The sequence below is a fragment of the Stenotrophomonas sp. S39 genome, from assembly GCF_016624665.1.
Taxonomy (GTDB): domain Bacteria; phylum Pseudomonadota; class Gammaproteobacteria; order Xanthomonadales; family Xanthomonadaceae; genus Stenotrophomonas.
Genome location: NZ_JACVTT010000032.1, coordinates 33,857 through 46,459 on the forward strand (window position 1 = coordinate 33,857; position 12,603 = coordinate 46,459).

The following is a 12,603-nucleotide window of genomic DNA, read 5'->3' on the forward strand; positions in this document are numbered from 1 at the left end:
CACTGCGGCAAAGTGGGGGCGGCAGCGAACACCACCGCCCCCGGGCCCTGCTCCCCTTACACGCCTGCAGCCAACGGAGAACGTGCCAGCACGAAGCGACCGGCCGCCTCCTGCAGGGCATGCGCCTGGCTGCTCATCGCCCGTGCCGACGCCGACGCTTCCTCCACCAGCGCGGCGTTCTGCTGGGTCACGCCGTCCATCTGCACGATGCTCTGGTTGACCAGCTCGATACCGGCGGCCTGTTCCTGGCAGGCATGGGCGATCTCGCCCACCAGTCCCCCCAGCTCGGTCACCGACGCCACCACGTCCTGGATGGTCCGCCCGGCATCACCGGCCAGCACGTTGCCTTCGGCCACCCGGGCGACCGAATCCTCGATCAGCCCCTTGATCTCCGCAGCGGCCAGCGTGGAGCGCTGCGCCAGCGCCCGCACCTCGCTGGCGACCACCGCAAAGCCGCGCCCTTCCTCACCGGCCCGCGCCGCTTCAACCGCCGCGTTCAACGCCAGGATGTTGGTCTGGAAGGCGATGCCATCGATCACCGCGATGATCTCGGCGATGCGCCGCGATGCCGCGTCGATCAGGCCCATCGTCGCCTGCATCTCCGCCATTGCAACGCCACCGCGCCCGGCCACCTGTGCCGCCTCGCTCGCCAGCTGGTCGGCGCGGCGCGCATGGTCGGCGTTCTGGCGCACGGCCGAGGTCATCTCCTCGATCGACGCCGCCGACTCTTCCAGGTTGGCCGCCTGCTGTTCGGTGCGACGCGACAGATCGTCGTTGCCGGCGGCGATCTCCGCTGCAGCCAGGCTCACCGCGCCGGCCGCCTGCTGGATGCGGCCGACGATGCCGGTCAGCGCGCCCACGGTGGCATTGGCGTCCTCGCGCATGCGTGCGAACACCCCCTGCGACTGGCCGTCGATGCGATGGCGCAGGTCACCTTCGGCCAGGTTGCGCAGCAACCCCGAAAGCGCCATCAGGTTTTCATCGGCCGTGCCCATCACACTGTTCAGGCCCTGCACCATCTGCCGGAAATCGTTGGCAAAAGCCTGCGCATCACCGCGCACGCTGAAATCACCGGCGGCAGCGGCCGCCACCAGGCGCTTGATCTCGCCGTTGATGCCCTGCAGTTTCGAGCGCACGCCATTGAGCGCCTGGGTGATGGCCACCTGTTCGCCCGGCAGCACGTCCATCGTCTGCTGCAGGTCGCCCTCGGCATAGCGCTCGACCAGCGCAACCATGCGCTGCTGGGTCTGCAGGTGTGCGGCCACCAGCGCGTTGGTGCCGGCCACCATGGCGCGGAATTCACCTTCGAAGGCCTGTTCGTCGATGCGGTGGCTGACCACGCCGGCCGCGTGGTGTTCGCCCATGGCCGCCTGCGCCTGCAGGATCTCGCGCAGCTTGGAGCGCATCTGCTGCAGCGAACCCAGCACGCGGCCGACCTCGTCGTCACGGCGCACCTCGATCTCGCGGTCCAGGCGCCCGCTTGCCACGTCACGCGCGACCTGCGCAGCGGCGGCCAGCGGGCGTCCCAGCAACCGGCGTACCACCAGCACGATCAGGGTCACCACCGTGGCCAGTGCCAGCGCCGAGATCAGCGCGATGCGCAGCATCAGGCCGTTGAGCACATCATCCAGCACCGACTGCGGCTCGAGGCCGAGTACCAGCCACTGCCACGGGCCGTAGCGCTGTGCCGAGGCGAACCACGCCTGCTCGCCGCCACCCGCGGCTGGCCGCAGGTGCAGGCGTGCCTGCGTGCTGCTGCCATCCAGCAGCGCCTGCAGCGCCGGCAGGTCCTGCGCCGCCACCCGCTCATGCAGCAGCCCGCCCTCGCCGTCGGTTGCGGCCACCACGCGGCCGCGCTCCTTGCCGGCGCGGGTATCGAGCACGATGAAGCGCCCCTCGCGGCCCAGCGTGGCCTCGCGCAGGCGCGCCTTCAGCGCGGCCAGGCCCTGCGAATAGTCCTGGCCGACGAAGGCGATGCCGGCCACGCTGCCATCGGCGGCGCGGATCGGCATGTAGTGGGTCATGTAATCGGTGCCGAACAGGTGCGCCGGGCCGGTGTAGCCCTGCCCGCCCAGCACCCGCGCATATGCAGGATTGGCGTGGTCAAGCACGGTGCCCAGCACGCGCTCGCCCTGCGCGTTGCGCAGCGACGTAGCCACGCGCACGAAATCATCGCCATCGCGCACGAACACCGTGGCCACGCCACCGGTGGCGTCGGCGAAGCGATCGACTTCGGTCGACGCCGGGCCGATGGCCTGGCTGCCCAGGCGCAGCGTCGGCGCACTGCGGCCGGCCACATCGATCGTCGCGGCGCCATCGGCCTGCGCCTCACCCTGCGGCAGCATCGCGCGGAAGGTACCGGCGATGCGCTCGGTGCTTTCGCTCAGGCTGCGGTCGTACAACTGCACCGAATCGCGCATCAGCACGGTGGCGGTGTCCAGGCCAGCGCTCACGCGCTGCTGGTAACTGTCAGCGGTGTCGCGGTAGATCAGGACCGCCAGGGCGGCGAAGGCGACGGTGGTGATCGCGGCCATCAACAGGGCAAGCCGCGAGGCGATGGTCAACGCGCGGCGCGGCGGCGAGGCAGAGAAACGGGAGGCAGCAGGGGTCATCATGGAAAAACGGATCCGTGGAAGGGAGTGCTCGAAAGCGCATCCCCATTAACGGCACCGTTCTGGTCCTCTTTACGCCCGCCGCCTAGCCGGATCTGGTTATTGACAGCGCCAAGCCATTGATTCAGAAACCTTGTTCAGCTTCGCCACTGGCGCCGGCGGGCCCCGGGCCCAGCACCGTGCGTGCGCCGGCAGCGCCGTCAGCGCCCACCGTGGCCACTGCATGCAGCTGGTCCAGGCGGACGCGGCGCTCGCCGTCGGGCGCATCCAGCAGCAGGAACTCTTCCTTGTCCGCAGTGCTCTCGGTGGTCCGCGCCCGCGCCACGAAACGGCTGCCGTCGCGCAGTTCGACCTGCAGCAGGGCGCGGTGCAGGCAGGCGATTTCCAGCACATCGTGCAGGTCGCACTCCAGCGGTTGGTAGTCGGTCATGTGGGGTTCCTCGGCGGTGATGGTGCTCAGCCTGCCATGGGTCCCGGGCCGCCGCTTGGCAAGCCCGGGGGGCGGCGCTACACTGGATCCCAGCCGTGGGGCCATAGCTCAGCTGGGAGAGCGCGTCGTTCGCAATGACGAGGTCAGGAGTTCGATCCTCCTTGGCTCCACCACTATTCAGTGCGGCAACGCACGCAGAAGGCCGGAAGTCCTGAAGTAACAGGGTTTCCGGCCTTTTTTGTTGCACGGTTGGCAACGGAATCGGCCACGAGGACACGCGGGTGATCGGGAAAAACGCACGGACGCTGATTGCTGCGATTGTCCTTCTGGCCATCGGGGCCTATGCCATCTGGTCGGGCGACGGCCGCGACCACAACACCGCCGCCGGTGGGCGCGCGCCCGCTGCGAACCCCTCCTCCCTGGAAGCGCCCGCCGCGCCAGGCCTGCACGCTCCCGGCCCTGCGCCCGCCGCCCCGCCGCGCCCGCAGGCATTCGCGTTCGGCGATCTCAAGGCACGGGCGCAGTCAGGGGACGCGGTTTCCCAGCGTGAACTGGCTGAACTCTACGAGCGCTGCTTCGCGGTCAACATCGCACCAGAAAACTACCTGCCGGGCTACGAAGTCATGGCCCGCCACACCCGGTACCCGGAGGAGACGGCAGAAATGATGCGCACTGCCCGTTCCACCGCGGCGTTGTGCGCGAAGGTCGACGGCGGCCAGATCATCCCGCTCCAGGCCATCCGCGCCTGGCTTGAGTCTGCAGCCACCCGCGGTGACCTCGCCGCCCAGGTCCGGCTGCTCTTGCTCAACGGTGAGAAACCGGACGCGGCCGCCTACACGCGCCTGATGGACGATGTTGCCAGATCGAAAGACCCGGCCGCCGTGTTCCGGCTTGGCGAACTGGTGGCGTACCCCGCACACAGCAGCGCCACGGGCCGGTACGCGGACCTCTCTTCCGATTCGATTTCGGGCCATGCGTGGAGCATCGTCGGCTGCCGCATGGGATATGACTGCAGCAGCAGCTCACCGCTGATGGCGTCCGTCTGCCTGTCGGGTGGCGGATGCGCCGGGTAGAACTACGAAGCGTACGTTCGTTCGAGCCTCATCTCCGCGCGCGACGCACGCTTTCTCGACCTGCGCATCCGCGAAGTGTCGGCACTGCTGGCGCAGCCATAGGCCGGGCGCCAGCGGCCAGCGGCGCTCTCAGGCCGGGTCCTGGCTTCCATCCTTGCGCTGCGGCCGGCGCGAATGCGCGTCATGCACCTGCTGGTCGTCCTGGCCCGGTCGCTGCTTTGCCACCTCATCCTGCCGGCGATCCTGGCGGCTTTCCTGGGCACCCTCGCGGGCCTGCTGCTGGTTGGGGTTCTGCTTGTCGTTCATGGGGGCGCTCCGGCCGGCAACAGGCCGGCCTGGTCAACGCACGCTAGACGCGCGCCAGTGATGCGCGGGTCAGGCCGCCGCGAGCGCTGCGTGCAGGGGCGGCATGCAATTCAGGCCTGCACGCATTCACGCACGGCGAACGGATGCCCGCAGGCGCTGCAGGTGGAATGACCGAACGCCAGCGCCAGCAACTGCTCGGCACGCTGGTCGCCATCATCGCGCACCTGGTGCATCAGCCATTGCTCGGCCACGCCCACCGGTTCGCCCGGCAACAGTGCCGTCGTCGCCGACGGCGCGCCGAACACCGGATCCTCATGGCAGACGTACGGCGCTTCCGCATCCAGCGTGCAGTACAGATCCGCCGAACAGGCTACGCACTCGCCTACGATCTCGCCCTCGGCAAGCCGGTCCAGGTGCTGCGACCAGGCCTTCTCGCCACTCAGGCCCAGCCAGGCCTGGCGCAACCAGCCACGTTCACCGTGAGCATCGTCGGACAGCGGCACCGCATCCTTGCCGGTGCCTCGCAGGCGCTTGTGCACCTTGCTGCGCAACGCATGGATGACATCGCCATGCGGCACCAGCCCAGGGTCGCCCACGTCCGAGCAGGCAACGATCGCGCCGGCCAGCAGCAGCGCATCATCTCCGTCGCTGCGCCCGGTCTGCCGCGCGATCGACAACAGCACCGGCAGCGCCGCGTGGCTGGCCGAATAGACCGTGCCCTGGTGGCACAGGTGCGACCAGATGTCGTTCCAGTCCTGCTGGTGCTGCGGGTCCATCATCGATGCCAGCAGTGCGCCCGCTTCGGACGCGTCGCCATAGGCACCCTGCAGCGTTGCCCAGTCGATGGCATGAACGTCGGCGGTTTTTGGCATGTCCTTCCCTGGTCGATGCAACAGGCGTCCAGCATGACCCATCGGCGGGCGGGATGGACAGTGCGCTTGTGGCTGCAACGCTCGCGCGGCCAGAATCGGCACATCACCGACGCACAAGGAAGCGCCATGTACCGCCCCACCCTGCTGGCCGCACTGCTGGCCCTGCTGCTGCTCACGACCGGCTGTGCCCACCACCTGGCCGCTGCGCCGCCGATGCCCGGCTACATCGGCAACTACGAAGCCGTGCGCGCCGCACAGGACGATCCAGCACGCGGTATTTCCGGCATCTTCGTCATGACCGTGCAGGCCATTGGCAACGACGATGGCCGCATCTACCTCAACAGCGAACGCGACTACCGGCACCCGCTGAACATCACCCTCAACATGGACTCGGCCCTGCGGCCGGGGCTGGAAAGCGCGCTGGGCCTGAAGCTGGACCACCTGCAGAACCGCCGCCTGCTGGTGCGCGGCACCGCGCGCCAGGTCCGCATCGACTTCATCGACGGCAACGGCCAGCCCAGCGGCAAGTACTACTACCAGACGCAGATCAGCGTCAGCGACCCACGGCAGGTACGTTTCGCGCCGTGAGTCGCATTGGCCTGTACCGGTAGCGCCGGGCCATGCCAGGCGAAATGCCAACGGCGCCGCGCTGCGCGCTCACGGGGCGCGGCCCCGCGCTACCCTGACTTGGCGACCAACATCGTCCGGTAGCGCCGGGCCATGCCCGGCGAAATGCCAACGACGCCGCGCTGCGCGCTCGCGGGGCGCGGCCCAGCGCTACCCGTACCTGACGACCAACATCGTCTGGTAGCGCCGGGCCATGCCCGGCGAAATACCAACGCCGCCGCGCCGCGCTGCGCGCATCTGGCGACCAACATCGTCCGGTAGCGCCGGGCCATGCCCGGCGAAATGCCAACGGCGCCGCGCTGCGCGCTCGCGGGGCGCGGCCCAGCGCTACCCGCTGCGGCCGCCTGCTGGGCACCGAGGATCAAGCACTTGCGCGTGCGCAGACGGCAATGTGAAGGTTTTTTGCCAAAACGCTTGCCGAACGCAGTCGACCTCCGTAATATGCGCGTCCTTGGCAGCGACCTCGCTGCAACGAAACAAGTGGCCGAGTAGCTCAGTTGGTAGAGCAGGGGATTGAAAATCCCCGTGTCGGCGGTTCGATTCCGTCCTCGGCCACCAGTTGGAAGACCTGCAGAAATGCAGGTCTTTTTTTTTGCCGCTTCGCGCGACCGATGGAACCTGAACGATGGTTTTCACGCCCGGTCCAGCGTCCAGTCGCCTACTCTCGACGTCTCGACCGGAGACATCCCATGCGACTGCGCCACGCGCTGCTGCCCTGCCTGCTGATCGCCGCCGCCCACGCCGGCGCCGCCAACGTGCAGTCGGTCGAGGCGCTGGATATCGATCGCTATGCCGGCCAGTGGCATGAGATCGCACATCTCCCCGTCTCCTTCCAGAAAAAGTGCGTCGGCGACATCACGGCGACGTACAGCCTGCGCCGCGACGGCCGTATCAGCGTCAGCAACGCCTGCCGCGTGCAGAGCGGAGAGCGCATCGCCGCCGATGGCGTGGCACGCCCGGTGGAAGGCCGGCCCGGCCAGCTGCAGGTGCGCTTCGCCCCCGACTGGCTGAGCTGGGTGCCGCTGGTCTGGGCCGACTACTGGGTGATCGCACTGGACCCGGACTACCAGTGGGCCGTGGTCGGCGAACCCGACCGCCGATACCTGTGGATCCTCTCGCGCCTGCCCGACATGGACCGCGCCCTGTTCGAGCAGCTCAAGGCCAAAGCCGAAGCGATGGGGTACGACCTGGCGCCCCTGCGGGTGATGGCCCCGCTGCGCGATCCCGCGCCCGCGCCGGCCGACTGAACCCCAACCCTTCCAGCATCCCGGGCGCGCCCCTGGCAGCGTCCCGCGCACGCCTGCCGGTCATGCTCACGCGCTACCCTCTGCGACGGGTCGCCATGGGCGATCCATTCCACCATACGCCGTAGTATGCTTATCCCACGCACCCCCTACAAAGGACCTGCGCCCATGCTCCACCGTTTCCGTTTCGCCTTGATTGTCCTGTGCACCCTGGCCCTGGCTGCTTGCAGCGATGGCATCGTCAAGCGTGTTTCGGAACCGGCGGCCAGCCTGCAGCAGCTCACCGTGCGCGCCGACGGCAACTGGACCGTCGCCCTGCGCCTGCAGAACTACAGCTCGATGCCCATGACCTTCGACGATGTGTCGCTGACCCTGACCGTCGGCGACACCGAAGCAGGCACCCTGCAGGCCAAGCCGGCCATCTCCATCGGCGGCACCTCGGCCGACGTCATCAACCTCGACCTGGTGCCCAGCTCCGGCGCGCGCCTGGTGGTGGCCGACGCCCTGGCCGGCAACCGCACCCTGGCCTATGGGCTGAAGGGCACGGTGGCCGCCACGCCGCAGGAAAAGAAGCAGCGCAGCTTCGACATCAGCGGCCGCAGCACCCTCAACCAGGCCCCCGGCCTGCCCGGCGTGCTGCGCTGAGATCCCCCTTTCGCCGCGGCATCGCCTGCCGCGCCCTTTTGTCCTGATCGAGACGTCACCGATGAGCAGCTACACCGCCCCGCTTTCCGACCTCCGTTTCGCCCTGCACGACGTGCTCAAGGTGGAACCGCTGTTCGCCCGCCTGGGCTTCACCGACGCCACCGCCGACGTGGTCGATGCCGTGCTGGAAGAAGCCGGCCGCTTCAGTGCCAGCGTGCTGGCCCCGCTCAACAGCGTGGGCGACGAAATCGGCTGCGTGCTCGACCAGGCCACCGGTGAAGTGACCACCCCGCCCGGCTTCAAGCAGGCGTACGACCAGTTCGTCGATGGCGGCTGGACCGGCCTGACCGCCGCACCGGAACTGGGTGGCCAGGGCCTGCCGCACACCCTGGGCGTGCCGCTGAACGAAATGATCAACGCGGCCAACCTGGCCTGGGGCAACTTCCCCCTGCTCTCCCACGGCGCCATCGAGGCCCTGAAGCAGCACGGCGAGGCGTGGCAGCACGACGCCTTCCTCAAGCCGCTGATCGAAGGCCGCTGGACCGGCACCATGTGCCTGACCGAACCACATTGCGGCACCGACCTGGGCCTGCTGAAGACCAAGGCCGAGCCGAACGCCGACGGCAGCTACGCGATCACCGGCACTAAGATCTTCATCACCGCCGGCGAGCACGACCTGACTGAAAACATCGTGCACCTGGTGCTGGCCAAGCTGCCCGACGCCCCGCCGGGCGCCAAGGGCATCTCGCTGTTCGTCACCCCCAAGTTCAAGGTCGACCGCGACGGCAACGTCGGCGAGCGCAATGCACTGCGCTGCGGCTCGATCGAGCACAAGATGGGCATCAAGGGTTCGGTCACCTGCGTGATGAACTTCGACGGTGCGCAGGGCTACCTGGTCGGCCAGCCGCACAAGGGCCTGCAGGCGATGTTCACCATGATGAACACCGCACGCCTGGGCGTCGGCCTGCAGGGCATCGGCCTGTCCGAGCGTGCCTACCAGAACGCGCTGAAGTACAGCCGCGAGCGCCTGCAGTCGCGCGCCCTGAGCGGCGCCAAGTTCCCGGAAAAGGCCGCCGACCCGATCCTGGTCCACCCAGACGTGCGCCGCATGCTGCTGACCATCAAGTCGCTGGTCGAAGGCAGCCGCCTGCTGGCTCTGCACGCGGCCACCCTCATCGACGTGGCACACAGCGCCGGCGACGCCGCCGAGCGTGAGCGCGCCGACACCCTGGTCAGCTTCCTCACCCCGATCTCCAAGGCCTGCCAGACCGAATGGGGCATCGAGAACACCTACAACGCCCTGCAGTGCTTCGGTGGCCACGGCTACATCCGCGAGCACGGCATGGAGCAGCTGGCGCGCGATGCACGCATCACCACGCTGTATGAAGGCACCACCGGCATCCAGGCGCTGGACCTGATCGGCCGCAAGACCGCCTCCAGCCAGGGCGCCGGCCTGAAGCTGATGCTGGCCGAGATCGAAGCTTTCGCCAAGGAACACGAAGGCAACGAGGCGCTGGCCGAGTTCATCGGCCCGCTGCAGGCCAAGGCAGCCGAGTGGGGCAAGCTGACGATGGACGTGCTCAAGCGCGCCGCCGCCAACCCTGACGAACTGGGCGCGGCCAGCTACGACTACCTGTTCTACTCGGGTTACGTGGTGCTGGCCCACTGGTGGGCCCGCAGCGTCGCTGCCGCCGACGCCAGCGCACACGGCGCCGCCTTCGCCCAGGGCAAGCGCGAAACCGCCCGCTTCTACTTCGCCCGCGTCCTGCCGCGCACCCTCGCCCACGCCGCCGCCATGCAGGCCGGCGCCGCCCCGCTGATGGCCATGGACGACGAGCGCTTCGGCGCCTGAGCCGACGGCGTCTACGCCCCAGTAGATCCACGCCACGCGTGGATAAGGGGCCCAGACCCCGCCATGTATCTGGAGGAGAGCCCCCCTTTGTTAAGGGGGGCGCGCCAACGGCGCGGGGGATAGGAAGAATGCGCGGACCCGAATCCTGCGATTTGCGTATCGCCCACAGGCGATACACAAATCGCAATGATTCGGGTATAAGCTGTTCTCCCGATGGAGACAGACACTACACGCTTGGGTCTGATCGAAGCCGGAGCCTCGATTTCTGCTCCGGGCGCCGCGTCATCGCCCAATGCCAGCCCGCTGCATCGCCCCGGCACCGTCCGCCTGCTCTCGCTTGACGCCCACGGACGCGTCCTGGATTGGATCACCTGGCAGGACGCAGCCTGTCTCTACGCCCGCAACGCGGTCTCCTGGACCCTGGGCGACCCCTGCCTGCATATCCACGGCGGCACCAACCGCCTCAGCGGCCTGCAGAGCGGCATGGACCTGCACCCGATCATCGCTGCCCGCGGCCATGCCCGCTCGCGCGCACCGGACCCCACGCCGAACCTGACCAACCCGGCGCTGTTCGCCCGCGACGCCCACCTCTGCCTGTACTGCGGCCAGCAGTTCAACCGCCCCACCCTCACCCGCGACCACGTCATGCCCCTGTCCAAGGGCGGCCTGGATTGCTGGGAAAACGTGGTCACCGCCTGCTTCCAGTGCAACTCGCGCAAGAGCAACCGCACCCCGCAGCAGGCCAACATGCCCCTGCTGGCCATCCCCTACCGGCCCAGCTGGATCGAGCACCTGATCCTCTCCAACCGCAACATCCTGGCCGACCAGATGGCCTTCCTGAAGGCGCAGTTGCCCAAGCGATCCAAGCTCAGCACCTGAACACCGGCACCGGCAACCCTCACCGTCCTGTCACGGGCGGCGGCGTTTGCTTGCCCCACCCCCGATTGAGGGCGAAAATGGGCGTTCAGAATAAGTGCGAACACGATGATCGACTCTGCCCGCTATCCCCGCCTCGCGCGCATCCAGACGCCCGATGACCTGCGTACGTTCGACGAATCCGAAATGCGCGCGGTCGCCGATGAACTGCGCGCCTACCTGATCGAGTCGGTGGGCAAGAGCGGCGGTCACTTCGCCGCCGGCCTGGGCGTGATCGAACTCACCGTGGCCCTGCACTACCTCTACCAGACCCCGCACGACCAGCTGGTCTGGGACGTCGGCCACCAGACGTACCCGCACAAGATCCTCACCGGCCGCCGCGACGAGATCCACACCGTCAAGCAGAAGGACGGCGTTGCGCCGTTCCCCAAGCGCGAGGAAAGCGAATACGACACCTTCGGCGTCGGCCATTCCTCCACCTCGATCTCGGCTGCGCTGGGCATGGCCATCGCGCGCCAGTCGCAGGGTGATGAACGCAAGGTCGTGGCCGTCATCGGCGACGGCGCGATGACCGCCGGCATGGCCTTCGAAGCGCTGATGCACGCCGGCGGCATGGACCCGGAACCGAACCTGCTGGTCATCCTCAACGACAACAACATGTCGATCTCCGAGGCGGTCGGCGGGCTGACCAAGATGCTCGGCCGCGCCACCGGCAGCCGCACGCTCAACGCGCTGCGCGAGGGCGGCAAGAAGATCCTCGGCGACAAGAAGAACAATCCTGCCCGCTTCGTCAAGCGCTGGGAAGAACACTGGAAGGGCATGTTCGTGCCGTCCACCATGTTCGAGGAAATGGGCTTCCACTACACCGGCCCGATCGACGGCCACGACATGCCCGCCCTGCTGTCCACGCTGAAGACGCTGCGCACCTCCAAGGGCCCGAAGCTGCTGCACGTGATGACCACCAAGGGCAAGGGCTACGAGCCGGCCGAAGGCGACCAGATCGGTTACCACGCGGTGGGCCCGTTCGATCCGGACAAGGGCCTGGTGGCCAAGACCGGCGCCAAGAAGCCGACCTATACCGACGTCTTCAGCGATTGGCTGTGCGATGCCGCCGCTGCCGAACCGCGCCTGTGCGGCATCACCCCGGCGATGCGCGAAGGCTCCGGCCTGGTGCGTTTCAGCAAGGAATACCCGCAGCGCTACTTCGACGTGGCCATCGCCGAGCAGCACGCGGTGACCCTGGCCGCCGGCATGGCCACCCAGGGCGGCAAGCCGGTGGTGGCGATCTACTCCACCTTCCTGCAGCGCGCGTACGACCAGCTGGTGCATGACGTGGCCATCCAGGACCTGGACGTGCTGTTTGCGATCGACCGCGCCGGCGTGGTCGGCCCGGACGGCGCGACCCACGCCGGCAACCTGGACCTGAGCTTCCTGCGCTGCGTGCCGAACATGGTGGTGATGGCACCGTCCAACGAAGCCGAATGCCGGCAGATGCTGAGCACCGGCCTGCAGCACCCCGGGCCGGCCGCCGTGCGCTACCCGCGCGGCACCGGCACCGGCGTGGATGCCGGCAACGAACTGTCCACCTTGCCGATCGGCAAGGGCGAGCTGCGCGTGCAGGGCAACCGCATCGCCCTGCTGGCCTTTGGCAGCACCGTCAGCGCCGCCGAACAGGTCGGCCGCGAGCTGGGCCTGAGCGTGGTCAACATGCGCTTCATCAAGCCGCTGGACCGCGAGCTGGTGCTGGCCATGGCCAACAGCCACGACGGCCTGGTGACCATCGAGGACAACGTCGTGGCTGGCGGTGCCGGCTCGGCCGTGGCCGAGCTGCTGAACGCCGAAGACGTGCTGCGCCCGATCCTGCACCTGGGCCTGCCGGACGCCTTCCAGCACCACGCCAGCCGCGAAGACCTGCTGGCGGAAGCCGGCATCGACGCCGCCGGCATCCGCGCGGCAGTGCTCAAGCGTTGGCCGAAGCTGGAAAGCGGTACGCCGCCGCTGAGCGCCGCAAGCTGAGTAGATCCACGCCATGCGTGGATGGGCTCATCTGTGCGGACCAACGGTCC

General features: G+C 68.3%; 11 protein-coding genes and 2 tRNA genes. 9 read left to right on the forward strand and 4 right to left on the reverse strand.

Annotation, left to right across the window (positions count from 1 at the left end; genetic code table 11):
* Positions 1 to 56: 56 nt before the first annotated feature.
* Positions 57 to 2,615 (reverse strand): Cache 3/Cache 2 fusion domain-containing protein, encoded by a 2,559-nt coding sequence (locus tag IAE41_RS10440; protein ID WP_200733068.1) that lies wholly within the window; start codon positions 2,613 to 2,615, stop codon positions 57 to 59.
* 121 nt (positions 2,616 to 2,736) lie between these two features.
* Complete coding sequence (locus IAE41_RS10445) at positions 2,737 to 3,042, reverse strand: Rho-binding antiterminator (RefSeq protein WP_200733069.1); 306 nt, start codon at positions 3,040 to 3,042, stop codon at positions 2,737 to 2,739.
* A 97-nt stretch (positions 3,043 to 3,139) separates the two neighbouring features.
* Here IAE41_RS10445 and IAE41_RS10450 point away from each other — a divergent pair.
* Positions 3,140 to 3,215 (forward strand) — tRNA-Ala (locus IAE41_RS10450).
* 108 nt (positions 3,216 to 3,323) lie between these two features.
* The gene (locus IAE41_RS10455; RefSeq protein ID WP_200733070.1) at positions 3,324 to 4,115 is read left to right on the forward strand and encodes a hypothetical protein; all 792 of its coding nucleotides are present in this window, start codon (positions 3,324 to 3,326) and stop codon (positions 4,113 to 4,115) included.
* 129 nt (positions 4,116 to 4,244) lie between these two features.
* Here the strand turns inward: IAE41_RS10455 and IAE41_RS10460 are convergent, their stop codons facing one another.
* The gene (locus IAE41_RS10460; protein WP_174208691.1) at positions 4,245 to 4,421 is read right to left on the reverse strand and encodes a hypothetical protein; all 177 of its coding nucleotides are present in this window, start codon (positions 4,419 to 4,421) and stop codon (positions 4,245 to 4,247) included.
* 110 nt (positions 4,422 to 4,531) lie between these two features.
* On the reverse strand, positions 4,532 to 5,293 hold the full coding sequence (locus IAE41_RS10465; RefSeq protein ID WP_200733071.1) for a hypothetical protein: 762 nt from the start codon (positions 5,291 to 5,293) through the stop codon (positions 4,532 to 4,534).
* A gap of 126 nt (positions 5,294 to 5,419) precedes the next feature.
* On the opposite strand from IAE41_RS10465, the gene IAE41_RS10470 reads away from it, so the two are divergent.
* The 7 genes from IAE41_RS10470 to dxs all read left to right on the forward strand — a co-directional run bounded on the left by IAE41_RS10470 (position 5,420) and on the right by dxs (position 12,553).
* A complete protein-coding gene (locus IAE41_RS10470; protein ID WP_200733072.1) occupies positions 5,420 to 5,881 on the forward strand; it encodes a hypothetical protein in 462 nt (153 codons plus the stop codon).
* Positions 5,882 to 6,402: 521 nt separating this feature from the next.
* Positions 6,403 to 6,478: transfer RNA gene (locus tag IAE41_RS10475), tRNA-Phe, on the forward strand.
* A 131-nt stretch (positions 6,479 to 6,609) separates the two neighbouring features.
* Positions 6,610 to 7,167 carry a lipocalin family protein gene (locus tag IAE41_RS10480; RefSeq protein WP_200733073.1) on the forward strand — a complete coding sequence of 186 codons (558 nt, stop codon included), beginning with the start codon at positions 6,610 to 6,612 and terminating at the stop codon, positions 7,165 to 7,167.
* Positions 7,168 to 7,332: 165 nt separating this feature from the next.
* Positions 7,333 to 7,809: an LEA type 2 family protein gene (locus IAE41_RS10485; protein ID WP_108747063.1), complete on the forward strand. Its 477-nt coding sequence runs from the start codon at positions 7,333 to 7,335 to the stop codon at positions 7,807 to 7,809.
* Between the two features lie 61 nt (positions 7,810 to 7,870).
* Positions 7,871 to 9,661: an acyl-CoA dehydrogenase C-terminal domain-containing protein gene (locus IAE41_RS10490; RefSeq protein WP_200733074.1), complete on the forward strand. Its 1,791-nt coding sequence runs from the start codon at positions 7,871 to 7,873 to the stop codon at positions 9,659 to 9,661.
* A 213-nt stretch (positions 9,662 to 9,874) separates the two neighbouring features.
* Positions 9,875 to 10,540, forward strand: coding sequence for an HNH endonuclease (locus tag IAE41_RS10495; RefSeq protein WP_079222565.1), 666 nt, complete (start codon positions 9,875 to 9,877; stop codon positions 10,538 to 10,540).
* 105 nt (positions 10,541 to 10,645) lie between these two features.
* Entirely contained in the window at positions 10,646 to 12,553 is a 1,908-nt protein-coding gene (gene dxs / locus IAE41_RS10500) for a 1-deoxy-D-xylulose-5-phosphate synthase (protein WP_200733075.1), read from the forward strand.
* Positions 12,554 to 12,603: the final 50 nt, after the last annotated feature.